Genomic DNA, 24,776 nt, shown 5'->3' with positions numbered 1-24,776 from the left:
TTCATGAATCATCAGAGCGGTCTCCTAGGGAGAGACCATTTCTCAGGCTTCAACGGTACCTTCTTCCGCGCTCGTACGGTACGTCGCCCGCACGACACGACAGGGCCCCGCTGTCGCCCATGACCTTTCCTGCGCTGGTCAGTCCGGATTTTACCTTCCCGTGCCGCAACGACCCGCCGAGGGGGCGTGAGAAAGCCCTCCCGGCTACGCGGCCCCTGCGATCCGCTGCTCCGCGAGCCTGTCGGCAGCCGTCGCAGGCGGGGTGCCGTCGGCTTCCGCACGGTCGAAGATCGCCAGCGCCGTGTCGTGGATCTTCTCCGCCTTTGCTTTCGCTCGTGCGAAGTCGAACCCCTTGAGCTCCTCCGCGACCTGGATCACGCCGCCGGAGTTCACGAGGTAGTCGGGGGCGTAGAGGATGCCGCGGTCCGCCAGGTCCTTCTCCACCCCGGGGTGCGCCAGTTGGTTGTTGGCCGCGCCGCAGACGCCGCGTGCCGTGAGAACGGCGACGGTCCGGTCGTCGAGCGCGCCTCCGAGGGCGCAGGGGGCGTAGAGGTCCAGCTCGGGCAGCCGCACGAGCGCCGAGGTGTCCTCGACGGCGCGTACTTCGGGGCGCCCCTCGCGAACGCGGCGCACCGCGTCCGCGCGCACGTCGGTGACGACCACCTCGGCGCCGTCCTCCCTGAGGTGCTCGACGAGGTGGTGCCCCACCTTGCCCACGCCCGCGATGCCGACCGTGCGCCCGCGCAGCGTCGGCGCTCCCCACAGGCGTGCGGCCGTGGCACGCATCCCCTGGAAGACGCCGAACGCCGTGAGGACCGAGGAGTCCCCGGCGCCGCCGTTCTCGGGTGAGCGCCCCGTCGTCCAGCGGCACTCCTCGGCGACCACGTCCATGTCCTGTACGTAGGTGCCGACGTCGCAGGCGGTGACGTAGCGGCCGCCGAGCGAGGCGACGTACCTGCCGTAGGCGCGCAGCAGCGCCTCCGTCTTGTCGCGGCTCGGGTCGCCGATGATGACGGCCTTGCCGCCGCCGTGGTCGAGCCCCGCGAGCGCGTTCTTGTACGACATTCCGCGGGCCAGGTCGAGCGCGTCGCGCAGGGCTGCCTCCTCCGGGTCTGCCGCGTCGGCGTAGGCGTGGAAGCGGGTGCCGCCGAGGGCGGGGCCCAGCGCGGTGGAGTGAACCGCGATGACGGCCTTGAGCCCGCTGGCGGGGTCCTGGCAGAGGACGACCTGTTCGTGGCCGCCCTGCTCGGAGTGGAAGAGGGTGCGCAGCACCCCGGAAGGGCGGGGGGTGCCCGTCTCGGCGGTGGGCGCGGTGGTCTGCGCGGGCGTGCGCGGTCCCGTACCGGGGGCCGTTCGGTCTTCCACGCCGGTTGAAGGTTCGGTCACGGTGGTGACTCCTAGTGCGAAGGGCGCCCTCCGCCGGGCCGCTCCTGCTTGTGGCGGAGAGGGCCCGGGTGCGGGCCTGCAGTTCCCCCGCGGTGCCGGGCGGACCTGGTGCGCGGAGGTTCGTCGGCAGCGTACGGCCTGCGGAGCGCGGGCACGTTGCGGTCCGGGGAATGGGGTAGTCAACTGTCTTCCGGACCCGCGTTCGCACTCCGGAAACCGCCCGTTCCACGGAGGTTCCGACGCGTCCGCCGAGCCCCCGCAAGCGATCCCCGCACCCGTCCTTGGAGGAACCACGTGGCCATGCCGGCTTCGGTCACTGTCCCGTACGCGTCCTACCTGCGGGTGTACGAGCCGCTCGCCGCCTTCCCGGAGCCGGAGCGCAGCCACTGGGTGCGCTACGCACAGCAGGAGACCCTGCCCACCGCGCAGGACGAGGTGCGGCGCTCGCTCACCGACCTCGTGCCGATGCCGCCCGTCGTGGTGCCACACCACGAGAGCGCCGACGCGTTCGTCGCCGAGGTCGAGGGCGTGACCTGCGTCTGCCCCTGGCGCACGAGGCTCCGCGGCTGGCAGGCGCTGGCGGCGCTCACCCAGGCCGCCGGCGACCAGGAGATCGCGATGCCCCAGCCGGTACTGGACGCGGCCGTCCCTCCCGTGGTGCGCAGGCAGGCGGCCGAGGACTACGACCGCTGGCGGGAGCGGAACCCCGATGCGCGGCCGTGGATTCGGACCGCGGTGTGGCAGGTTCCGGTGCGGTGGTTCGTGCTCTTCGCCGACGACGAGAGGGAGTTTGGGAAGTCCGGTTCCGGTGAGGAGAGCGGACAGCAGTTCGTCCTTCGCTATCGCACCCCTATGGTGCAGGCACGGCGGCGCCTTGCGAGGGGCTTGAAAGTGCTCCGCGAGGAGCTCGAGGAGGGACCGCTCATCGAGGGCCTGGTAGATGTGGGGCGCTGGCTGGAGGAATTCCACCCGCGTTCGCTCGTCGAACTGGACTACGGCGGCCTCGCGTACGCGATCGGCGACGAGCAGCTCGCAGCGGACCATTCGGCGGCGGACGTCGCCGAGGGGCTCGCCGCGCTCCGTGCCGGCGACGAGGAGGCCGCGGGTGAGGCGTACGAGCGGCTCACCTTGCGGTGGCGGGCGGTGCGCGAGCTCCAGTTCGCCAACTGAGCGCCGCGTCCTCCGTGTTGGACTGCGGGGCGGTGGAGCCGAGGGTGCGGTGCGCGGTCGGTGTGCGGGCGGCAGTAAAGTGCGCACGGATGGGACCTACGTCCCGAACCGGGCTATTGCCTCAAGCGTGATGGATCGCACTTAATCGGGGTCTTGCTCTCAGAGCTGCTCCTCGTGTCAAAATAGGACAAGGAGTTCGCCGAGGGCTCCTTCCATCCAACTTTGGGCGGATAGATCGGTATTGCACTTCTCGGTGGGGCTGGTGCCGCTTGCTCCTGCTGTGACTGATCGTCACGACGGCGTGACTGTCCGCTATGGCACGGTCCATCGGCTTCCGTTGAGGTTCAACACCTGAGAGGGCAATTCCATCGGTTTGGCCGACGTGGCTGGACAGATGGTGCAGTTGTAGTGCCGAGGACAAGCCGTTCGTCCTATAACCGACTCGGCCCGCGTGCGCCATATCGGGCAACGCGGGTCAAGGTGCAGAATTTAGAGGAAAGAACCGTGATGGTTCGGTTCTCCCGAGGAGGCCGCTCATGACCGCTCGCACCCCTGAAGCCGAGCCGCTGCTGACCCCGGCTGAGGTTGCCAGCATGTTCCGCGTGGACCCGAAGACGGTCACACGCTGGGCAAAGGCGGGCAAGCTCACGTCCATCCGCACGCTCGGAGGGCACCGCCGCTACCGCGAGGCGGAGGTGCGCGCATTGCTGGCGGGCATCCCCCAGCAGCGCAGCGAGGCATGATCAGCGAAACAACCGCATAACCGGGCGAATTGCGGGGCCCCCACCCCGCTGTGACGCCCAGAGCACCGCACGAGGGGCTGCTGCCCCAACAGCGCTCACTCGTTGATCGCGCTGGACTCCGCCGGGTCCAGCGCGATCTTTCTTTGTGTGCACGGAAGTTGGATGTCCGGGCTTCGGTGTGCGAGGCGCGTGCGCGCGTATGAGCGCCTCCTGTGGCCGCTGCGCGCTTCTGGGGGCGCCGGGGCCCGTTCGGGGCACGGAGTGCCGTCTGGGCGCGCTCTGGCGCCGCTCAGAGCTCCGTGTCGGTGCGGTGGAGCAACGGAGCCTGTGGAGGCGGCCGTTCAGGGGTGCTTCCGAGGGGGTGTGCGCGTATCGGAGGCGCGCGTGGTGCATGAGGTGCGGCTCGGCTGGGGACGATGCGCGGTGACGCCCGTGACGGTGAACGGGCGGTGCAGGGAAGGGAGTCGGGGGAAACGGCCGGAGGGTCTGCCAGTCGCTTTGGGTATGGTGCCATTGCACACATTAAATTGCCCGCCATGGAGTGACCCGCGAGTTCCCCCCTTCCTGAGGGAAATTCGGTGACACCCGTCACGTTCGTGTTCCCTTGTGAGGGAGCGTATGGATGCGGTAGTGGACGGGGCCTCGGTCGTCTCATGAGGAGGCGGCGGCGAACGTGCGGGCTGCTGACCGGTGTTGCACAACAAGAGGTGCCAATTCGGCCACGTAGGCAGTCAGTTCTGGTCAGGCTGTGTCGAACTGGCGTCACATTGCGGAAGTTGAGGCGCCGTCACCGATCGTCGTCGGCCGCGATGGTGCGAGGGGCTTGGAGCGCGAGGCGGCACAGCCGGTGGCAGGCCGGGCAATGGCGGGCAAGGTGCCGGTGCCTTCGGCGGTCGGCGAGGTGGGCTCGTAGGAGGGCCCTCGTGTCGTCGCGGGGTGTGCCACCTGGCCGCTTCGGCATCGTCCACCTCCCCAGGCTGTCGGCCGTGTGCGTGGCCCTGCGGTCAGGCGTACCCCGCTGGTGTGCGGGCGTCAACCGGCTGCGGGCGCACGGCGGATGAGGAGGTGCGGGCACGAAAAAGGCCCGCCGGAACGGCGGGCCTTCGGATGCGGTCCTGACGGGATTTGAACCCGCGGCCTCCACCTTGACAGGGTGGCGAGCACTCCAAGCTGCTCCACAGGACCAGGAGCTGTGCTGCGGCGTATCGGCCGGGCACGAGAGGAGACTCTACAGCAGCACGGCACTCCAGAGCGAACTCACCCTGGGCGACCGGACTGTCACCCAGTGCCGCATCAGGGGGCGGCCTCGTCCACGGCCTTCGTGATGCGCTTGTCCGAGATGGGGTACTTGGTGCCGAGCGCATGCGCGAAGTAGCTGACCCGGAGCTCCTCGACCATCCAGCGGATCTCGTGGACCGCCTGCGGTACCGGGCGGCCGGGCGGGAACTGCTCCAGCAGCCACAGGTATTCGTCCCGCATGTCCAGGACCTTCGCCATCCGCGTGCGGTCCCGCTCGGGGCTGTGCGGCATCTGCTGGAGACGTCGGTCGGCTGCGGTGAGGTAGCGGAGCAGGTCCTTGAGGCGGGCGGTGCCGTGCGCGGTGACGAAGCCGGGGTGCACCAGCTCGTCGAGTTGGCGCCTGACGTCGGCCGCGGAGTCGGCGAGGACGGGGCTCGTGGTGGCGCGGAGGCGCTGCTCGCACGAGTGCCACGCGGCGAGGACCTGTTGGACCTGCGTGACGGTGGCGAGGGTGGCGTCGACGAGGTCCGTGCGGACGGCGTCGAAGAGCTTGCGGAACGACTCCTCGTCCCACGGAGGCCCGCCGTGCGCGGCGATGAGACGGTCGGTCGCCGCGGTGGTGCAGTCCTCGAAGAGGGCCTGGACCGAGCCGTGCGGGGAGCGTGAAAGAGCGAGTTTCTGCTGGTTGTTCAGTTTCGACTGGGCGAACTTCGCCGGATCGGCGGGGACGTTGAGGAGGATGAGCCGCCGTACCCCGCGCCACATCGCCGTCTGCTGCTCCGGCTCCGTGTCGAAGAGGCGTACCGCGACGGACTCGCCCTCGTCCACCAGCGCCGGATACGCCTTGAGGGGCTGGCCGGCTCTGCGGGAGGTGAAGGTGCGCGGCAGCGTGCCGAGCGTCCACGAGGTGAGGCCCGTGCGCTGGAGCGTCGAAGGGGGCTCGGCGGGGGCGGCCGGCTCCGGCTGCGCCGCGTCCGGCTGCGACCCCTGCTTCTTCTTACGGGACTTGGAGCGCTCGGCCGACTCGAAGGCGCGGGAGATCGCTTCCCGTGTCTGCGGCTTGAAGCGCAGCTTCAGCGCCTCCAGGTCCTTGTCCTCGCTGGCGCCTTCGAGCTTGCGGCGGCGCTCGTCGACGACGCGGAAGGTGATCCGCAGGTGCGGGGGGACCTTCGCGGTGTCGAAGTCCTCCGGCGAGACGGGGACGCCCACCATCCGCTGGAGCTCGGCGGCGAGCGCGGAAGTCAACGGGCGCTGCTGCGGGGCCGATCGGGCCAGCGGCCCCGTGCCGTCGGGGGCGGGGAGCGCGAGGAAGCGGGAGGCGTAGTCGGGGGCGGGGACGTAGTTGCGCCGGATCGTCTTGGGCAGCGAGCGGATGAGCTCGGTGACGAGGGTGTGCCGTACGCCGGGGATCTGCCAGTCGAAGCCCTGGGGGGAGACCTGGTTGAGGACGTGGAGCGGGACGTGGACCGTGACGCCGTCGGCCTCTGTGCCGGGCTCGAACTGGTAGGTGACGGGCAGGACCAAGCCGTCCTGGCGCCACACGTCCGGGTAGTCGGCCTCGCTGACGCCCTCGGCCTGCTCGTTGATGAGCATCGACTTCTCGAAGTTGAGCAGGTCGGGCTCTTCGCGGCGCTTCTTCTTCCACCAGGAGTCGAAGTGGGCGCCGGAGACGACGTCGGCGGGGATGCGCTGGTCGTAGAAGTCGTAGAGGGTCTCGTCGTCGACGAGGATGTCGCGACGGCGGGCGCGGTGCTCCAACTCCTCGACCTCGCCGAGGAGTCGGCGGTTCTCGCGGAAGAACTCGTGGTGGGTGCGCCAGTCGCCTTCGACGAGCGCGTGCCGGATGAAGAGGTCCCGGGACGTCTCCGGGTCGATCCGGCCGTAGTTGACCTTGCGCTGCGCAACGATCGGGATGCCGTAGAGGGTGACGCGCTCGTACCCCATCACGGCCGCCTGCTTCTGCTCCCAGTGCGGTTCGCTGTAGGTGTGCTTCAGCAGGTGCTGGGCGAGGGGCTCGATCCACTCGGGTTCGATCTTCGCGTTGACCCTGGCCCAGAGTCTGGACGTCTCCACCAGCTCGGCCGACATCACCCAGCGCGGCGGCTTCTTGAAGAGCGCGGAGCCGGGGAAGACGGCGAACTTCGCGCTCCGTGCCCCGAGGTACTCGTTCTTCTCCGTGTCCTTGAGGCCGACGTGCGAGAGGAGCCCCGCGAGCAGCGAGCGGTGTACCGCGTCGGCCGGGATTTCGCTCCCCGCCTCGCGTTCCTCCGGTCTGAGGCCCATCGTCCTTGCGACCTGGCGCAGTTGGGAGCAGATGTCCTGCCACTCGCGTATGCGCAGATAGTTGAGGAACTCCTGCTTGCACATCCGGCGGAAAGCGGAGGAGGAGAGCTCCCTGCGCCGCTCGTGCACGTACTCCCACAGGTGGAGGAAGGAGACGAAGTCGCTCGTGGGGTCCTTGAAGCGGGCGTGGTGCTGGTCCGCCTGCTGCTGCTTGTCCGACGGGCGCTCGCGCGGGTCCTGGAGCGAGAGGGCGGCCGCGATGACGGTCACCTCGCGGACGCAGCCGTTCCGCCCCGCCTCCAGGACCATGCGTGCGAGGCGCGGGTCGACGGGGAGGCGGGCGAGATCCCGTCCGAGCTTCGTCAGCTTCCCCTCGCGCAGGGCGCCCAGTTCTTCCAGGAGTTGGACACCGGCCTTGATGCTGCGGTGGTCGGGCGGGTCGATGAAGGGGAACTTCTCGATCGCGCCGAGGCCAGCCGCATGCATCTGGAGGATGACGGAGGCGAGATTGGTCCGCAGGATCTCCGCGTCGGTGAACTCCGGGCGGGAGAGGAAGTCCTCCTCGGAGTAGAGGCGGATGCAGATGCCCTCGGAGGTGCGTCCCGAACGGCCCTTGCGCTGGTTGGCGCTGGCCTGGCTGACGGGCTCGATCGGCAGCCGCTGCACCTTGGTGCGGTGGCTGTAGCGGGAGATCCGCGCCGTCCCCGGGTCGACGACGTACTTGATGCCGGGGACGGTGAGGGACGTCTCGGCAACGTTGGTGGCGAGCACGACGCGGTTGCCCGTGTGCCGTTGGAAGACGCGCTGCTGCTCCGCATGGGAGAGGCGGGCGTAGAGCGGGAGCACCTCGGTCGCAGCGGCGCGCGCGCCCCGGCGTGCGAAGCGTTTCTCCAACGCGTCCGCCGTGTCCCTGATCTCCCGCTCGCCCGAGAGGAAGACGAGGACGTCGCCGGGGGCCTCGGCCTGCAACTCCTCGACGGCGTCGCCGATCGCCGTCGCCTGGTCGCGGTCGGGCGCCTCGCTCTCCTCCTCCAACAGCGGGCGGTACCGGACCTCGACGGGATAGGTCCGGCCGCTCACCTCGACGATCGGGGCGTCGCCGAAGTGCCGCGAGAAGCGCTCCGGATCGATCGTCGCCGAGGTGATGACGACCTTCAGATCCGGGCGCCTGGGCAGGAGTTGCGCGAGGTAGCCGAGGATGAAGTCGATGTTGAGGCTGCGCTCGTGCGCCTCGTCGATGATGAGGGTGTCGTACTGGCGCAGCTCCCTGTCCTGCTGGAGCTCGGCGAGGAGGATGCCGTCGGTCATCAGCTTGACGAGGGTGTTCTCGCCGACCTGGTCCGTGAAGCGGACCTTCCAGCCGACCGTCTCGCCCAGTGGGGAGTCGAGTTCCTCGGCGACGCGTTCGGCGACCGTGCGGGCGGCGAGGCGCCTGGGCTGGGTGTGGCCGATGGTGCCGTGGATGCCGCGGCCGAGCTCCATGCAGATCTTCGGGATCTGCGTCGTCTTTCCCGAGCCCGTCTCGCCGGCGACGATCACGACCTGGTGATCCCGTACCGCCTCGAGGATCGCGTCCTTCTTCTGGCTGACGGGGAGCTGCTCCGGGTACCTGATCTCGGGGACGGACTCGCGGCGCGAGGCGACGAGCAACTCGGACTCGTCCATCGCCGCCGAGATCTCCGCCAAGACCTCTTCGCGGGCCTGCGGCTTGCGGATCTTGCGCGCGCCGTCGAGCCTGCGCGCGAGCCGGTGCTGGTCGCGGAGCATGAGCTCGGGCAGGCGCGCCTTGAGCGGACCCGGGGAGTGGGGCGTGGAAGTCGACATACCAGGTCCAGGATCGCACCTCGGTGATTCGGCTGGCGAACGGATTACGGACCGGGCAGGGGGCGCACCGGGGCGGAAGAGGCGTGCGCGCCACTCGCCTGGGGAAGCGGCATAACCGTACGAACGCCACATCACGGACCTACGCTGACCCCCATGAGCGAGGACGAACGGACGGTTGCGGAACCCGGCCCGCTCCGCACCTACTGGAGACGCTTCCGCGACTCTCCCTTCCTGCCGGGGTGCGTCCTGGTGCTCATCATCGGTGCCGCCGCCGGTCTCTTCGCCGGCTCGTACACGTACGCAATGGCAAACCCCACGCCGCGGAACATCCCCACGGCCGTCGTCGGCTCCCCTTCCGGAATTCCGGAGTCGGAGCGGTTCCTCGACGGGATGGAACGGGCGCTCGACAGCTCGATGCGGCTGCGGCACTTCGCGGACCGCAAGGACGCCGTCCGCGCCGTGGAGGAGCAGCGGATCTTCGCGATCCTCGACGCGCAGCAGCGCGGTGTCGTACGGCTCGACGTCTCCAGCGCGTCGGGCGCCACGGTCGCCGAGACGCTCCAGCGAACCGGGCCCGAGGTCGGCAGGAGCGTCGGGGTGCGGGTCGACGTACACGACCTCAAACCGCTCTCGCGCGGCGATCCGAGAGGGCTGGCGATCTTCTACATCTCGCTCGCCGCCGTGATCATCGGCTTCGTCGGGGCGATCCAGCTCAGCGTCCACGCGGCCGGACTCACGCCGGGGGAGCGGATCGGGTTCACCGCCGGCTACGCGGTCTTCGGCGGCTTCGCCGTCTGCGCGGTCGTCGACTGGCTGCTGGGCTCGGTGCGGCTGCCGTTCGTCACTTCGTGGGGAATCATCGCGCTCACGCTCTTCGCCTCGGGGATGGTCTTCACCATGTTCAACGCCCTCTTCGGGCGCTGGGCGATGATTCCGACGTGGGGCCTGATGGTCCTGCTCGGCAACCCCTCGTCGGGCGGCGCCGTCTCGTGGCCGCTGCTTCCCTCCGTCCTCGGCGAGATCGGCAAGTGGCTGCCGCCTGGCGCGTCCGTCAACGCGCAGCACACCGCCGTCTACTTCCCAGAACACCAGCTCCTCCAGCCGTACCTGGTGCTCGCCGGGTGGGCGGTGCTCTCCTGCGGCGCCTTCTGGATCTGGCGGCACCGGCACCCCGGGGGCCGTCAGGAGCGGATCTTCCGCAACGCGCCGGCGCCGGACTGAGGCGCCGCCCGGAGACCTCAACCGGCTTGCCTCCGGGGGCGGTTGCCGTACGCTCACCGCATGATCGAGACGGAGCGCCTGACACTGACCCCGCTGGGCCCCGAGCACCTCGACGCCTTCTGGCAGCTCCACTCCGACGCGCGCGTCAACCGCCACCTCGTCGGCGTCCCGCGCGACCGCGAGGCGGCGCACCGGCGGCTCGTCGAGGTCCGAGAGGAGTGGGAGCGCAGGGGGCACGGGCTCTTCGCCGTCGAGCTCCGCGAGGGCGGCGGGTTCCTCGGCCGCTGCGGGCTCCACCACTGGCCCGAGCTGGACGAGGTCGAGATCGGCTGGACGCTCCACCCGGAGGCCCGCGGCCGCGGCTACGCCACCGAGGCGGCCCGCGCCGTCCTCGACTGGGGCTTCGCCCACCTGTCCGCCGACCGCTTCACGGCCATGATCCAGCCGGCGAACACCCCGTCGATACGCCTCGCCGAGCGCCTCGGCTTCACCGCCCGCCGCTCCGAGGTGCTGCTCGGGGCGCAGGTCACGGTGTACGCGGTGGACCGTCCGACGGGGTGAGCGGCGGGGCAAGTCGGCGCCGGGGGCGGGCGGTTGGCTGCCGGAGGACTGCGGGCAGCATGCGAAAGGTCCCCCCGAGGTTTCTCGAAGGGACCCTTCCGCCCTGTGCGGGCTGCGGTGGCTGGGGCCGGGGTCGAACCGGCGACCTTCCGCTTTTCAGGCGGACGCTCGTACCAACTGAGCTACCCAGCCGCAGCGGTCCTGACGGGATTTGAACCCGCGGCCTCCACCTTGACAGGGTGGCGAGCACTCCAAGCTGCTCCACAGGACCTAGCTTGCACACGCTGTGCGAGGAACAGTCTCGCACAGGCGCCTGCGTGCCCCCAACGGGATTCGAACCCGTGCTACCGCCTTGAAAGGGCGGCGTCCTGGGCCACTAGACGATGAGGGCTGATGGCCCACCTGGGCGCTTGATCAGCGCGTCGGGGACGTGAGAAGCATATGGGATGGGGGCGCGGTTCGCCAAAACGGTTGGTGGTGGGGCCTCCTCGGCTCGGTGGGACGAGTGCGGGTCCGGTGGGGCGGTGCCCGCCGAAGCGTCAACTCCGGTCACTCGGGATCACTCGAAGAAGGGGAGCTGTCGGAGCTCTCCGGTACGGCGCCGGGCGACTCCGAGGGCGTCGTGCCCGGCCTCGCGTCCCCCGGGAGGTGGCGGGAGACCTCCGCCTTGGAGAGGCCGAGGCCGCCCAGGGCGACCTCGTCCCACGCCTGGAGGCGGTGCGTCTCGCTGTCCAGGTAGAGCACGGACGCCTGGACCTTCTGCGGCTCGTCGCCCTCGACGGCGCGCAGTCCGCCGCCGCCCGTGGTCCCCTCGACCATCAGCCGGGTGCCCTTGGGCAGGACCTCGTTGCTGCGCTGGTGGGTGTGGCCGGCGAGGGCGAGCGGGACGACTCCGTCGGTCTGCTTGGCGAGTTCGGGGTTGTGGCCGAGCGCGATGTCGACGGGGTTGCCGGCGGCGCGCTGCGCGCGCAGTGCGGTGGCGAGGCGGCGGCCGTCCGCGATTTCGACGTCGTCGCCCGCCGCGTCGACGGAGCGGTCGGGCGTGAACTGCGGGTCGCCCCAGCCGGCGAGGCGCAACCCCGCCACGTCGACCGTCGCGCCCTCGTCGAGGACGTGGACGTGGCGCCCCAGCTTCCCCACGGCGTCCTGCGTGCTCTTCGAGTCGTGGTTGCCCCGCACCCACACGTACGGTGCGCCCAACTCCCTGATCGGCGCGAGGAATCCGTTCTCCGGAGGGGTGCCGTGGTCCATGGTGTCGCCGGTGTCGACGATGACGTCGATGTCGTACTGCTCGACGAGTGAGCCGACGATGTGCCAGGCCGCCGGGTTGAGGTGCACGTCGGAGATGTGGAGCACGCGCGTGGTCGAGGGGTCGGGGCTGTAGGCGGGAAGGGTGGACGCGGTGTCGTAGAGCTTGGTGACGTTGGTGACGAGGCGGGCGAGTTCCCGCTGGTACACGTCGAACTCCGTGGCGATGCTGCGCGCGTTCCCGACGACGGAGGGCGCGCTGGCGAGCAGCCCCGAATAGCGGGGCTCCAGTACGGACTCGGGGTTCCAGGTGGCGTAGGCCGTCCCGCTGGAGACGGCGAAGAGCAGCAGCGCGAGGCCGCCCGCTGCGAGCGCCCGGCGCGGGCGTCGGTAGACGACGAGCCCCAGCGCGCACGCCCCCGCGGCGGCGGCGAGACCGGAGCGGAGCAGTACGTTTCCGGCGCCGGCCCTGACGTCGGAGACGATCTCGTCGTCGAGGCCCTCCAGGCGCTCCGGGTGGTCGACGAGCGCCGAGGCGCGCTCCTGGTCGAGACGCTGGATGTCGACGTCGAGCCGCATCGGCCCCTGGTGGCTGCGGAGTTGGAGCGCGCCCAGGGGTGCTACGTCGACGGTCGTGCCGCCTTCGAGCGAGGGCTTGAGCGACATATGGGTGTCGACGGGGCCCACGGGCGAGGTCGTACCGAGGCTGCCGACGGCGAGCAGCCCGAGCCAGGCGCCGAGGAGCGTGACGGCTCCCATCCCCAGCGCTCTGAGGTACGCACGGCGCATACGGCCCGTCGTGACGCCGGAACCGCCGGCGGGCGCGCGCCGGCGCACGGACCGTACCCGCGACGTCGCCCGCGAGCGCAGCCCTTCCAGGGCCGTGCTCACCCGCGCGTGCCACTGCTTCCGGGGGAGTCCGGACATGGGGGGCGGTATGCCCGCCGCGCGGCGGCGCTATGCGGTCGTCGCCCGCCGCCTGTGGCGGGGCCGAACCCGGGGTGGGTGTGCAGGGGCGGGTGTCCGACAATGGCGGGGTGCTGGAGATGACGCGCGAGGAGTTCGAGGAGCTGGTCGCCCAGGCGCTCGATCGCATCCCCGAGGAGCTGACGCGGCTCATGGACAACGTGGCGGTCTTCGTCGAGGACGAGCCGCCCGCCGGGGACCCCGAGCTGCTCGGGCTCTACGAGGGCACGCCGCTCACCGAGCGCGGCGAGTGGTACGCGGGGGTGCTGCCCGACCGCATCACGGTCTACCGCGGGCCGACGCTGCGGATGGTGGAGCGTGAGGGAGGGGACCGCGAGCTCGTCGTGGAGGAGGTGGAGGTGACGGTCGTCCACGAGATCGCGCATCACTTCGGCATCGACGACGACCGGCTCCACTCGCTCGGCTACGGGTAGCCGGCGGGCGTTCGAGCCCGGCCGGGGCTGCATTTGCGCTGCCCAGGGTGGGGTGCGTATGCTGGTAGATCGTTTGATCCCATTTGCCCGGCGCCGTTGGCAGAGCGCGCCGTGTGGCGCGTTCCTCTTTGACCGTGGCTGACCGCACAAGGCGGTCTCTTGCGAATTCACGGAGTTCTGGGCGCGTGCCGCTATGACTCCGGAAGGTCAGATTTCGCATGTCTGTTGTTACTCATGACTCCCTCCACTTCGACGCGGAGCCGAACGACCCGGACAACGGCCCCGAGGCCGCTCCGATGATCCCCGCGCAGGCCGCGCCCACGGACAGCGAGGCGCTCGCCGCCCTCGAGGCGGACGAGGTCGCCGAGCCGGCCGACGTCGACGACGAGCCCGAGGGCCCGACCTTCGCCGGCCTCGGCCTCCCCGAGGCCGTCGTCCGCAAGCTGGGCCAGAACGGTGTGACCGCGCCGTTCCCGATCCAGGCCGCGACGATCCCCGACGCTCTCGGCGGCAAGGACATCCTCGGCCGCGGGCGCACCGGCTCCGGCAAGACCCTCTCCTTCGGCCTGCCGCTGCTCACCCGCCTCAGCGGCGGCCGTACGCAGCGCAAGCACCCGCGCGGCGTGATCCTCACGCCCACCCGCGAGCTCGCGATGCAGGTCTCCGACGCGCTTCAGCCCTACGGCGACACCCTCGGGCTGCGGCTGAAGGTCGTCTGCGGCGGCACCTCGATGGCGAACCAGATCTCCGCGCTGGAGCGCGGCGTCGACATCCTCGTCGCCACCCCCGGCCGCCTGCGCGACCTCATCAACCGCGGCTCCTGCTCGCTCGACGCGACCGAGGTGGCGATCCTCGACGAGGCCGACCAGATGGCCGACCTCGGCTTCCTGCCGGAGGTCACCGAGCTGCTCGACCTCGTCCCCGAGGGCGGTCAGCGGATGCTCTTCTCCGCCACGATGGAGAAGGAGATCGACTCGCTCGTCCGCCGCTACCTCGTCGACCCGGTGAGCCACGAGGTCGACGCGGCCCAGGGCGCCGTCACGACGATGACCCACCACGTGCTCGTCGTGAAGCCGAAGGACAAGGCCCCCGTGACGACGGCGATCGCCGCGCGCAAGGGCCGCACCATCATCTTCGTCCGCACCCAGCTCGGTGCCGACCGCATCGCGGAGCAGTTGCGCGAGGCCGGCGTCCGCGCTGACGCGCTCCACGGCGGCATGACGCAGGGCGCCCGTACCCGCACCCTCGCCGACTTCAAGGACGGCAAGGTCAACGCGCTCGTGGCGACGGACGTCGCGGCCCGCGGCATCCACGTCGACGGCATCGACCTCGTCCTCAACGTCGACCCCGCGGGCGACCACAAGGACTACCTCCACCGCTCGGGGCGCACCGCGCGCGCCGGGCAGTCGGGGACGGTCGTCTCGCTCGCGCTCCCGCACCAGCGGCGCCAGATCTTCCGCCTCATGGAGGACGCCGGCGTCGACGCGTCCCGGCACACCATCGGCCGCGGCGACGTCTTCGACGACGACGTCGCGCGGATCACCGGCGCCCGCTCGCTCACCGAACTCCAGGCGGAGTCGGCGGCGAGCTCGGCGAAGCAGGCCGACCGCGAGGCGCGCCAGCTCGCCCGCCAGCTCGAGGAGGCGAAGCAGCGCGCGACCGAGCTGCGCGACGAGGCGTCGCTGCTCACCGCGAAGGCGGCGAAGGAGCGGGGCGACGACCCGGAGGCCGCGGTCGCGGCCTCCGAGGAGACGGCGCGTGCCGAGGCGGAGGCCGAGGAGCGTGCCGAGGCGGAGCGCCGTGAGCGGATGGAGCGGGAGCGGCGCGAGCGCCGTGAGCGCGAGAAGCGCGAGCGGGAGCAGCGCAACAACCAGGACCGGGGGCGCGACGACCGCAAGGGCGGCTACCGGCGCGACGACCGCGGCGGCCGCGACCGCGGCGGATTCAACGGTCACCGCGGTGGCCGGCCGGGCGGCCGTGACCAGCGCGAGGGCGGCTTCCGCAGGGACGATCAGCGCGAGGGCGGCTTCCGCCGTGACGACCAGCGCGACGGTGGCTTCCGCAGGGAGGACCAGCGCGACGGTGGCTTCCGCAGGGACGACCGCCGCGGCGGTCCCCGCAGGGACGACTTCCGCCGTGACGACCGCAGGGACGACAGGGGCGGCTTCCGCGGCGGCCCCCGCAACGACCGCCCGTACAACGGCGACCGCCCCTACAACCGCGACCGTCGCGACGACCGCAGGCCCCACGGCCGCGGCGGCGACTACCGCGGTGGCGCCCCCCGCTCCAACGACCGCCGTGCGGACAAGCCCCGTTGGAAGCGCAACGGCTGACGTACCGCTGCGGTCCGGGCGCGGAACGAGCTCCGCGCCCGGCTGAGCGGATGACGCAAGGAAGGCCCCCGGCCCCCGTGCCGGGGGCCTTCGTGCATCCCGCAGGAGGACGCCCGCCGCGCCTCGTCGCGTGCGGTGGGCCCGGCAGGCGAATGCCCTCGAAGCCGCGGCGGGACGAGGGATATGCTGGGGCGGCGGGCCGCTAGCTCAATTGGCAGAGCAGCAGACTTTTAATCTGTTGGTTGTGGGTTCGAGTCCCACGCGGCCTACTCGCACTTCCCCCGTTCGGGCGTCAACCGCCATTGCACGCGGGCGGGTTGGAGCGCCGCCCGTGGGCGGGCCGCGCCCGGGTCGGCCCATTGGACCTCTCCGAGTGGCCGGCGCCCCGGCCGCGGGTCAGATTGGGACGGTGCGGGCTACCAGTGGCGAATACGGGGAGATGCACCCGGCGTTGCGGCGTTGTGCCGACTTGCTGCCGGCGTTCTTCATCGTGCTCGGGATCGGCTTCGAGCTTCTCACCCCGGGGCACGTCATCATCTCCGCGCTCTTCGCCGCGGCACCGGTCGCTGCTGCGGCGCTCCAGGGGTTCGTCGCGACGGTGCTGACCGGTCTCGTCTCGACGGGGCTGCTCTTCGCGGTAGCGAGCCTCATGGAGGAGCGCTCGCTCGACACGAGGTTGTCGGGCCTGAGCGTGCTCGTCGTCTCCGCCTTCGCGCTGATGCTCAATTACGTGATGCGCCGTAGCGGGAGGCGCCTCGCTTCGGCCCGCACGGTGGCGGAGGCGATCCAGCTCGCGGTGCTCCCCGCACCGCCGGCCCGGGTGGACGGCTGCAACGTGGCGGCGCGGTACGAGGCCGCGCAGTCGGGCGCGACCATCGGCGGGGACTTCTACGTCGCGCAGGCATCTCCGTTCGGGGTCCGGTTGCTCATCGGGGACGTACGCGGCAAGGGCGTCGGGGCCGTCGAGGCGGTGGTGATCATCACCGGTGCCTTCCGGGAGGCGGCCGAGCAGGAGCCGACGCTGACACGGCTCGCCCAGCGGTTGGAGCGCGCGCTGCAACGCGAGGGCTCCCGGCAGGAGGGGGAGGCGCAGTTGGAGGGGTTCACCACTGCTCTCCTCGCGGAGGTGCCGCACGGGCGGCCCGGGGTGCTGAGGCTGCTCAACCGCGGGCATCCGCCGCCGTTCCTCGTCCACGACGGCACCGTGCGGTCGCTCTCCGCGCGCGTGCCCAACACCCCGCTCGGCATGAGTCAGCTGGGTGAGTGGCCCGAGCACCCGGAGGAGTCCGACTTCCCGCCGGGCGCCCTGTTGCTGCTGTACACCGACGGGCTCTCGGAGGCGCGCGACACGCAGCGCGTCTTCTACCCGCTCGCGGAGCGCCTCGCCGAACTCCCGTACGCCGACGCGCAGGAGATGGTCGATCTCCTCGTCGACGATGTGACCGCATACACGGGCGGTGGTGCGTCGGACGACATGGCGCTGCTCGCCCTGGAGCGGCATGCGGACGTGGCGGATGTCACCGAAGGGCGTGCGGATGCGGGTGGGCCGGGTTCCGAGGACGAGGCGAAGGGGGGCGAGTGAGGGAGGGGTGACGGTTCTGGGTGGATGAGTCGCTCGTCACTCTGTGAAGTTCTTCGCCTCAATTCACGTGAGATCGCGCCCAGTTTGACCGGTCTCCTCCTGGTAAGTGATCCGCGGAGCGTTCGGGAAGTCGTCGGAACAGCTTGGAATCAAGGGCTCGTTTCTATTAACGTCCGATAACGCAGCGCGGTCGTCACTGCCGTTACGAGAGACGGCACCGTGCGCCGTCGCCGAATCCTGTACGTGTGCTCACACGGGTCACACCCGATGAGACGCACTGAGGGAACCGGGGAACCACCCCTCCGCTCCCGCGGAGGACGGGGTGAATCGGACAACTCCCGCTCAGCGGCGAGCGGTTCGTAGGAGACCTTCCTGCTCCGAACCCGTCAGCTAACCCGGTAGGCGAGAGGAAGGAAAGGAGAACGCCCCCCGTGGCGTCGAAGAGGCATGCCCCCGAGGGGGCGTACGCGCGGAGCGCGGTCGGCGATTCGCACGCCCGCTTCGGCTCTCAAGAGCCGTACACCGCCGACGAGTTCGGCTACCCCCACACCGCAGGCGACTACCGCACCGAGCCGATCGAGCGCATCGACGACGGATACGCCGCCTCCTACGGTCCCGAGGTCTACGGCCCGCGCGGTGACGAGCCGTTCGACGAGTGGAACCCGACCGAGGACTCCGTCCGCCAGGTACGGGGCAAGCACCGTGTCGGCAAGCAACGTTCGGGCGGCATGGCCCGCAGCGGCGCCGTCCTCGGCGTCGGCATGATCGCGGCCGTGGGCGCGGGCGGCATGGCGACGGCGCAGGACAAGGGCCCTGCCTCGATCTCGATGCCCGACCTCGCCTCGGCTTCGGACCACGTCAAGAACATCTCGGACCACCTGCCCGACGCGGGCCAACTCCCGGGCGTCGGCGACCTGGTGTCGGACTCCGACGACGCTGAGGGGGCGGCGCAAGCCGCGCCGCTCACCCAGGCCAGCCTCACCGGCGGCTCCACGGCCTCCGAAGGCGAGGACGAGGACGCCGGCGAGGCGCTGCGCGCCCGCATCCTCGCTCAGGCCGAACAGCAGCAGACCGAGGCCGACGCGACCGCACGGGAGCAGGCCGTCGAGAAGGCTGCGCGGAAGGCCGCCGCCGAGGCCGAGAAGAAGGCCACCGCCGAGCGGAAGGCCGAGGCCGAGAAGAAGCGGAAGATCGCCGAGGAGAAGCGGAAGAAGGCGGAGGCCGAGCGCCTCGCCAAGCTCCGCGCCAGCTACACCCTGCCGCTCACCTCGTACCAACTCAGCGCCGGCTACGGCCAGGCGGGCGGGATGTGGCAGAGCGACCACACCGGGCAGGACTTCGCAGCTCCCAACGGCACGCCCGTCAAGGCCGTGCACACCGGAACGGTCAAGGAGGCCGGCTGGGCCGGCTCGTACGGCTACCGCATCGTGCTGGAGCTCGACGACGGCACGGAGCTGTGGTTCTGCCACCTCTCCTCGATGACCAAGTCCGCGGGCGAGAAGGTCTCCACCGGCGACGTCATCGGCCGCGTCGGCTCCACGGGCAACTCCTCGGGGCCGCACCTGCACGTCGAGGTCCGTCCCGGCGGCGGCGACGCGGTCGACCCGCTGCCCTGGCTGCGGGGCAAGGGGCTCAACGTCTGAGCGTCCGGCGCGCCCGCGCGAGCGCGCCGCCGCCTCGCCCGCCGGAAGTGCGGGCGGCTGCCGCCGTACCGCTTCCGGCGAGCACCGAGGAGGGGACGAGGCGGCGGCGATCGGAACGCCCGCGGCAGCGGGCCCCCTACCGCCGGAGCCCCGGGCTCCGGCCCATGACCCGGCGGCCCTGGTGGACCACCCCCCGACACCAGGGCCGCCGGCCTCTTCTCCACGCCGCGACACCGCCTCGCGCGCTACCTTCGGCGCATGTCTCACTCCACGCGCCGCAGCGGCGGCACCCTGGGTCGGTTCACCGTCAGTCCGCTCTGCCTCGGCGGCAACGTCTTCGGCTGGACCGCCGATCTGGAAGAGTCCTTCGAGGTGCTCGACGCCTACACGGGCTCGGGCGGCAACTTCCTCGACACCGCCGACGGTTACTCGGCCTGGGTCGAGGGGAACGAGGGCGGCGAGTCGGAGACGATCATCGGTGACTGGCTCGCCGCACGCGGCCGGCGCGACGACGTCGTGCTCGCCACCAAGATCGGCGCGCACCCACGGCACAGGGGACTCGCGCCGGAGACGATGCGGGCCGCCGTCGACGAGTCCCTCCGCCGCCTGCGGACCGACCGCATCGACCTCCTCTACACCCACTTCGACGACGAGTCGGTCCCCGTCTCCGAGATCATCGGCACCCTCGACGAGTTCGTGCGGGCAGGCAAGGTGCGCGAGATCGGTGCCTCCAACATCTCGGCCGAGCGGCTCTCCGCCTCCCTCGCGGCCAGCGACGAGCAGGGCGCCGCACGCTATGTGGCGCTCCAGCCGCACTACAACCTCGTCTCCAGGGAGGGTTACGAGGGCGAGCTCGCCGGTGTCGCGGAGCGCAACTCCCTCGCCGTCGTGCCCTATTACGCCCTCGCCTCCGGGTTCCTCACCGGGAAGTACCGGCCGGGTCGCCAGGTGGAGAGCGCGCGGTCCGGACGGGCGCAGGGGCTCGCGGAGACCGAGCAGGGGCAGCGGGTCCTGGAGGCGCTCGACGCGGTCGCGGGGGCGCACGGCGCCGAGCCCGCGACGGTGGCGCTCGCCTGGCTCGCGGGTCGGCCGGGCGTCGTCGCGCCGATCGCCAGTGCCCGGACGCTCGCGCAGCTTCCCGCGCTTCTCGCGGTCGGGGAGCTGGAGTTGACCGAGTCGGAGGAGGCGTCGCTGACCGAGGCGTCCGGCGGCTGAGGGGCCGGCGGGGGCGAGCAGGGGCGGGCGTCGACGGTGCGTTGGGCGCGTGCCCTGGCCGCTCTGTTTCGTGCGTGCGGCCGCGCTCTGTGCCGGTACGCGCCGACGCTGGCCGGGCGGGCGGCGGTTGCGGGCGTCGAGGGGCGGGGCGGCGCCTGTTCGTGACGGCTGCCGTCGCCCGGAGTGCGCCGCCCGCGCACGGCTGTTGCGCGGGGCCGCCGCCTGGACCTACCGGTTGGCGAGCGCCCCCAACCCGCGTACGTCGCGGGTCCGTTCGCCGGCGTGCGCCCGGCGCTCAGCCGGCCTGCCCGTAGGCGCGCGTCACGTGGACCGTGGCCACCTGCCGCTGCTCGGCGACCATGGCGGCCCGGTACTCGTCCCAGTCGGGGTGCTCCCCGCTGAGCGCGCGGTAGAGCTCGACGAGCTCCTCGACGGTCGCGTCGTGCGGCTCCGCGGCGGGAGCGGTGACCTCGGCCTCGCCCTCGGCCACGACGTACCGCCAGCCGTCCGGGCTGCCCACGTAGTAGCTGGCGCGCGGATCGCGCGCGAGGTTGCGGGACTTGGCGCGGGTGGCGGTGATCGAGACACGCAGGGTCCTGCGGTCCGGGTCCCAGTGGTGGATGACGTTGGAGAGCTGGGGCCGCCCGTCCCGCTTCACCGTGACGAGCACGCCGATGCGGTGCTCGCCGAGGAGCGCCAACAGCCGCTCCGGTGCGTCCTCTTCGGCCATGGGTGCGTCCTTCCGTCTCGGGCCTACGAGGGTACGGCGCCCACCGTGGCCGCGGCGGGAGGACGTCGGGGCCGTCAGTGCCCGTGCGGCGGTGGGGCGTACGGGTTGGGTGCGGGCGCGTGGTGCCCGTACCCGTAAGGAGCCGCCGGGGGCACGGCGCGCGTGCCCGCGAGGGTGAGCGCCGCGCGTACGGTCGCCGGGCGGGCGAGGGCGCGGCGCGCCTCGACCCGGTGGAGGAGCTCCTGCTCGCGGGCGGCGAAGTCGTCGGGGGGCGCGCCCTCTTCGGCCCGGGTGCGGAGCAGCGCGAGTGCGGTCGCCGCCTGCTGGTACTCGGCGACCGTCGCTGCGGCCTCCTTGCCGTGGTGGTGGCGCGCGGCCGCGCGCGCCGAGGAGCGCGCCCGCATCGTGCCCAGCGCCCACGGCTCGGGCGGCGCGAACCAGCCGGCCTCCGCGTAGTCGGCGAGGGTGGTGCGCACCGCCCGCAGCTCGTTCTGGCGCGACCAGACCGCCAGCCAGGTGAGCGCCGCCGCGACCGGCATCATGAAGAGCCCGTAGACGACGAGGAACGTCAGGTCGGTGAAGGAGGCCGAGCCGTTCCAGATCGCGTGCAGCAGCATCGCGGTGAGCATCCCGAGCACGGGGGCGCACGCCCGCAGCACCCGCCTGTGCCGCGGCAGCGCGGCGAGCAGGCCGACGCCGATGCCGGTGAGCGCGGTGAACAGGGGGTGCGCGAAGGGGGCGAGGACGATCCGGATGAAGAAGGTGGCGACGGTCGCCGAGCCCTGCACCGGGTCGGGTCCCAGGGAGGAGTCGGTGTCGTAGGCGGTGCCGAGGTAGAGGATGTTCTCCGTGAAGGCGAAGCCGGCCGCGGTGATCCCCGCGACGGCGATCGCCGAGACGACGCCCGTCAGGTGCTGCCGCCTGAAGAGGAAGAGCAGCAGCACGGCCGCCCCCTTCACCAGCTCCTCCACGACGGGGGCCACCACGGTCGCCCCCAACGTGTCGACCTGGCGCGACGATTCGACGACGACGGTGCTCGCGAGCCAGTCCGTCGCGAAGCCGTTGGTGACGAGTGCGACGAGCGTCGCCGCGCACGCCCCCCAGGCGAAGGCGAAGAGGTGGTTGCGCCACGGCGTCGGCTCCACGGCGTCGAGCCACCTGAAGGCGGCGATGAGCAGCGGCACGGGGAAGAGCGCGAGGCCGAAGCCGACGAGCAGCCCCGCCGTCCCCGTCTGCTGCCGCACCAGCACCAGGATCATCAGGCCCGAGAGCGCCAGCAGCACCACGACACCGAGCGCCCGGAGCGTCCGCTGCCGCCTGCGCCACCAGGAGGGCGGCTCGGCGTGCTCGAACTCCCAGCCGACGGGTGCGAGTTGCCCGTGGTCGCCGGGTGGCGGCGCGGGGGCCGAGGCGAATGCCGGGGCGTACGGGTGCGGCGGAAGCGGTGCCTCACGGGGCGCGTTCAGGGGCGGGGTGCGCGGGGGCGGCACGGCGTGCGGCGGGTACGCCGGTGGGTCCGGGGTCTCCTGCGCTGTGCCGGCCGGCGGCGGCCCGTCTGCGGGGCCGGGCGCGGGGGCCTCGTGCGCCGGTGTGCGTCGGTCGGCGCGGGGGCGGAGCGCGGAGGTGCGCTCGGAGCGCACGGTCGCCGGGTCGGGGCGCTCGCGGGGGTTCGGCGGCGCGTCCTGGACCAAGGGCGCGTCGGGCGGCGGAGGTTCGGGAGCCGGTCCACGCGGGACGGCGCCCCCCTCGGCATCGGCCGCACGAGCGGCCTCCTCCGGGCGTGCGGCTCCCCGCGGGGAGTTCCGGTCCCGGGGTGTCTCCGTCGGCTCCGTGCTCTCCTCATCCACCACTCGTCCGACAGTAGCGACTGTGCGGGGCGGCCGGAGCAGGCCCGGCGCAATGGCGGATCTTCGCGTGCCCCTTCGGGGCGACGGGCCGCGCCCGAACTTCCCTCTGCACGGAGGCGATCGGCGCGGTCCGGCGGGGCGGTCAGCGCCGCCGGAAGAGCAGGTCGTGGACGCGGTGGCCCTTCTCCAGGCCCTGCCCCTCGAACCGGGTACGCGGCCGGGACTCGGGCCGCGGGGCGAAGCCGCCGTCGGGCTCGACGTTCTCGAACTCGGGGTGCGCCGTGAACGCCTCCAGCATCTGCTCGGCGTACTCCTCCCAGTCGGTGGCGCAGTGGACCACGGCGCCCGGAGCGAGGGGGCCGGCGGCGAGATCGAGGAACTCCCGCTGGATCAGGCGGCGTTTGTGGTGCCGGCTCTTCGGCCACGGGTCGGGGAAGAATATCCGCAACCCGGCGAGGGAGCCGGGCGCGAGCATCTGACGCAGCAGGATGACGGCGTCGCCGTTGGCGACGCGCACGTTGGTCAGCCCCATGCGCTCCGCGAGGCCGAGGAGGTTCCCCTGGCCAGGCGTGTGCACGTCGACGGCGAGGATGCCCGTCCCCGGGTCGTCGGCGGCCATGAGCGCCGTGGCCTCGCCCATTCCGAAGCCGATCTCGACGACGACGGGGAGCTCGGGGTCTTCGAAGAGCGCACCGAGGTCGAGACGGCGCAGCCCGTCGATCTCCACACCCCAGCGCGGCCACAGGCGCAGCAGGCTCTCCCGCTGCGAGGTGGTGACGCGGCTGCGACGCGGCTGAAAGCTGCGAATCCGACGCTCGTTGTGCGAGCCCGCGGGATCGGGCACGGGACCCGCACCCTGGGGGAACATCAGGCTGGAGGGGCCGTCGGGGTCGGCTGGCTGCTGCGGCGCGGAGCGCGGGGAACTCGTCTCGGACACAATGCGGCAAGTCTACGAAGCCGTCCCGCGGTACGGAAACGTCACGGCGTCCCGGATACCCCGCGCACACGAGCCATCGCCCGAGGTGTGTGCGCGGAGATGCGCGGGCGGTGCTCGGTATGCGGTGCGCGGCCCGGCACGATGCGCCGGCGCGCGCTGCCGCCGCACACCCGGCGGGGGCAACGGCTGCCGACGGCGGGCGCGTTCACGCGGCCAGGCTCGTCAGGGCGCGATCGGCGATCTCGCGGCCGATCGGCAGGGAGGCCGCTGCCGCCTCCGGGGGTGCGTCGAGGACGTGGACGGTGTGCGGGCCCGAGGCGAGGAGGAAGTCGTCGGCGAGGGTGCCGTCGGGGAGGACGGCTCTGGCCCGGACGCCGGCGGCTGCGGGAACGAGGTCGCGGGGGCGCACGTCGGGGAGGAGGCGCTGCACTGCCGCGGTGAACGCGCGTTGGGAGAGCGCGCCGTGCCGCCGCTGCTGCCGCACGGGGCGTGCCGTTCCGGTGGGGAGGGAGTTCTCCGCGAGCGCGTCCTGGGTCTCGCGCGTGAGCCGCGGGCCGATGCGGACAGTGCCGTCGGACCCACGCGCGAGGTGGATGTTCGGAGCAGCGCGGGCCGGGTCGGGCAGCGGTTGGACGAGCCCGCGTACGAGTGCGCGGCGGCCGGGGGCGAGCTCGTAGAACTCCGCGCGGAACGGGACGAGGCGGGCGGGGAGTGTGTCTCCGGCGAGGCGGGCGACGCGGGCGCTGTGCGGGCCTGCGCAGTTGACCAGGGCGCGGGTGCGCAGCGCCGTGCCGTCGTCGAGCCGGACCGCCACGCCGCGGCCCGTGCGGCGGTCGACGGCTGAGAGCCGTGCACCGTAGCGGACACGGCCGCCCTCCTCCTCGACGAGTGCGGAGAGCTGCCGCGCCACCGCCGCGAAGTCGCAGACGGCGGTGGCGCCGACGTGGATCGCGGCGACCCCGCGGAGGTGCGGTTCGCGGCGGGCTATCTGCGCGGGGCCCAACTCCCGTACAGGCAAGCCGTGTCGGCGCCCGCGCTGGACGAGGGCGTGGAGCCGCGGCAGCTCGCTCCGCTCGCCGGCCACGACGAGTTCGCCCGTGCGCGCATACGGCAGCGCGTGGGCCGCGCAGAACGCGGCGAGCTCGGCGCCGCCGCGGAGCGTGTACCCCGCCTCGCGCGAGCCCGGCGGGCGGTGGATCGGGCTGTGCACCACCCCGCTCCGACGGGGCACCGAGCCCGCCTCCTGGGCCACGACGACGACGCGGAGCCCGGGTGTGGCGCTGGTGAGCGCCCGGGCCGCGGCGAGGCCGAGGACGCCGCCGCCGAGCACCAGGACGTCGCAGTCGTACCCGCCCGAGCGGGTGGGGAGCTTCGTTGGCACGCCCTCCATCATGAACCGCGCCACTGACAGTCG

General features: G+C 72.0%; 17 protein-coding genes, 5 tRNA genes and 1 riboswitch. Of the genes, 10 read left to right on the top strand and 12 right to left on the bottom strand.

The genetic code is table 11. The annotated features are described in order from the left end of the window. Positions 1–204: 204 nt before the first annotated feature. A complete protein-coding gene (locus F603_RS0121170; RefSeq protein WP_026328610.1) occupies positions 205–1,272 on the bottom strand; it encodes a Leu/Phe/Val dehydrogenase in 1,068 nt (355 codons plus the stop codon). A 408-nt stretch (positions 1,273–1,680) separates the two neighbouring features. Between F603_RS0121170 and F603_RS0121165 the strand changes: the two genes are divergently transcribed. Both F603_RS0121165 and bldC read left to right on the top strand, forming a co-directional pair. After that, positions 1,681–2,556: a DUF8083 family protein gene (locus F603_RS0121165; RefSeq protein ID WP_026328609.1), complete on the top strand. Its 876-nt coding sequence runs from the start codon at positions 1,681–1,683 to the stop codon at positions 2,554–2,556. 536 nt (positions 2,557–3,092) lie between these two features. Further along, positions 3,093–3,299, top strand: coding sequence for a developmental transcriptional regulator BldC (bldC, locus tag F603_RS0121160; protein ID WP_016905998.1), 207 nt, complete (start codon positions 3,093–3,095; stop codon positions 3,297–3,299). A gap of 787 nt (positions 3,300–4,086) precedes the next feature. Here bldC and F603_RS35995 read toward each other — a convergent pair. The 3 genes from F603_RS35995 to hrpA form a co-directional block, all read right to left on the bottom strand. Beyond that, positions 4,087–4,260, bottom strand: a complete 174-nt coding sequence (locus tag F603_RS35995) for a DUF6274 family protein (protein WP_245600861.1) — start codon at positions 4,258–4,260, stop codon at positions 4,087–4,089. Between the two features lie 149 nt (positions 4,261–4,409). Next, positions 4,410–4,484: transfer RNA gene (locus tag F603_RS0121155), tRNA-Asp, on the bottom strand. 108 nt (positions 4,485–4,592) lie between these two features. Beyond that, on the bottom strand, positions 4,593–8,645 hold the full coding sequence (gene hrpA / locus F603_RS0121150; protein WP_019547964.1) for an ATP-dependent RNA helicase HrpA: 4,053 nt from the start codon (positions 8,643–8,645) through the stop codon (positions 4,593–4,595). Between the two features lie 153 nt (positions 8,646–8,798). Between hrpA and F603_RS0121145 the strand changes: the two genes are divergently transcribed. Continuing rightward, positions 8,799–9,866: a hypothetical protein gene (locus tag F603_RS0121145; protein ID WP_019547963.1), complete on the top strand. Its 1,068-nt coding sequence runs from the start codon at positions 8,799–8,801 to the stop codon at positions 9,864–9,866. A gap of 60 nt (positions 9,867–9,926) precedes the next feature. Next, positions 9,927–10,427: a GNAT family N-acetyltransferase gene (locus F603_RS0121140; protein WP_019547962.1), complete on the top strand. Its 501-nt coding sequence runs from the start codon at positions 9,927–9,929 to the stop codon at positions 10,425–10,427. Between the two features lie 118 nt (positions 10,428–10,545). On the opposite strand, the gene F603_RS0121135 is transcribed toward F603_RS0121140, so the two are convergent. The 4 genes from F603_RS0121135 to F603_RS0121120 all read right to left on the bottom strand — a co-directional run bounded on the left by F603_RS0121135 (position 10,546) and on the right by F603_RS0121120 (position 12,602). Continuing rightward, positions 10,546–10,619: transfer RNA gene (locus tag F603_RS0121135), tRNA-Phe, on the bottom strand. A 4-nt stretch (positions 10,620–10,623) separates the two neighbouring features. Continuing rightward, positions 10,624–10,698 (bottom strand) — tRNA-Asp (locus F603_RS0121130). A gap of 47 nt (positions 10,699–10,745) precedes the next feature. Beyond that, positions 10,746–10,818, bottom strand: a tRNA-Glu gene (locus F603_RS0121125). A 158-nt stretch (positions 10,819–10,976) separates the two neighbouring features. Then, the gene (locus F603_RS0121120; protein ID WP_425427002.1) at positions 10,977–12,602 is read right to left on the bottom strand and encodes a metallophosphoesterase family protein; all 1,626 of its coding nucleotides are present in this window, start codon (positions 12,600–12,602) and stop codon (positions 10,977–10,979) included. Between the two features lie 119 nt (positions 12,603–12,721). Between F603_RS0121120 and F603_RS0121115 the strand changes: the two genes are divergently transcribed. The 6 genes from F603_RS0121115 to F603_RS0121090 all read left to right on the top strand — a co-directional run bounded on the left by F603_RS0121115 (position 12,722) and on the right by F603_RS0121090 (position 19,848). Next, entirely contained in the window at positions 12,722–13,075 is a 354-nt protein-coding gene (locus F603_RS0121115) for a metallopeptidase family protein (protein WP_016905993.1), read from the top strand. 218 nt (positions 13,076–13,293) lie between these two features. Further along, positions 13,294–15,408, top strand: a complete 2,115-nt coding sequence (locus F603_RS0121110) for a DEAD/DEAH box helicase (RefSeq protein WP_026328607.1) — start codon at positions 13,294–13,296, stop codon at positions 15,406–15,408. Positions 15,409–15,604: 196 nt separating this feature from the next. Beyond that, positions 15,605–15,677 (top strand) — tRNA-Lys (locus tag F603_RS0121105). Positions 15,678–15,817: 140 nt separating this feature from the next. Next, positions 15,818–16,990, top strand: a complete 1,173-nt coding sequence (locus tag F603_RS0121100) for a PP2C family protein-serine/threonine phosphatase (protein WP_158678667.1) — start codon at positions 15,818–15,820, stop codon at positions 16,988–16,990. Between the two features lie 251 nt (positions 16,991–17,241). After that, a riboswitch (cyclic di-AMP (ydaO/yuaA leader) is annotated at positions 17,242–17,410 on the top strand. Positions 17,411–17,421: 11 nt separating this feature from the next. Further along, positions 17,422–18,633, top strand: a complete 1,212-nt coding sequence (locus F603_RS0121095; protein ID WP_019547958.1) for a M23 family metallopeptidase — start codon at positions 17,422–17,424, stop codon at positions 18,631–18,633. Positions 18,634–18,891: 258 nt separating this feature from the next. Beyond that, positions 18,892–19,848 (top strand): aldo/keto reductase, encoded by a 957-nt coding sequence (locus F603_RS0121090; protein ID WP_019547957.1) that lies wholly within the window; start codon positions 18,892–18,894, stop codon positions 19,846–19,848. Between the two features lie 295 nt (positions 19,849–20,143). On the opposite strand, the gene F603_RS0121085 is transcribed toward F603_RS0121090, so the two are convergent. The 4 genes from F603_RS0121085 to lhgO form a co-directional block, all read right to left on the bottom strand. Next, complete coding sequence (locus F603_RS0121085) at positions 20,144–20,578, bottom strand: PPOX class F420-dependent oxidoreductase (protein WP_019547956.1); 435 nt, start codon at positions 20,576–20,578, stop codon at positions 20,144–20,146. A gap of 74 nt (positions 20,579–20,652) precedes the next feature. Further along, the gene (locus tag F603_RS0121080; RefSeq protein ID WP_019547955.1) at positions 20,653–22,425 is read right to left on the bottom strand and encodes a PrsW family intramembrane metalloprotease; all 1,773 of its coding nucleotides are present in this window, start codon (positions 22,423–22,425) and stop codon (positions 20,653–20,655) included. A 142-nt stretch (positions 22,426–22,567) separates the two neighbouring features. Further along, entirely contained in the window at positions 22,568–23,293 is a 726-nt protein-coding gene (gene trmB, locus F603_RS0121075) for a tRNA (guanosine(46)-N7)-methyltransferase TrmB (RefSeq protein ID WP_078503718.1), read from the bottom strand. Between the two features lie 274 nt (positions 23,294–23,567). Then, entirely contained in the window at positions 23,568–24,755 is a 1,188-nt protein-coding gene (gene lhgO / locus F603_RS0121070) for an L-2-hydroxyglutarate oxidase (RefSeq protein ID WP_051096312.1), read from the bottom strand. Between the last annotated feature and the right edge of the window lie 21 nt (positions 24,756–24,776).

Origin of the sequence: Streptomyces sulphureus DSM 40104 (assembly GCF_000381025.1) — a bacterium.
In the GTDB taxonomy this organism is placed as follows: domain Bacteria; phylum Actinomycetota; class Actinomycetes; order Streptomycetales; family Streptomycetaceae; genus Streptomyces; species Streptomyces sulphureus.
The sequence above is the reverse complement of the archived record's forward strand: the minus strand, read 5'-3'. Positions and strand labels throughout refer to the sequence as shown.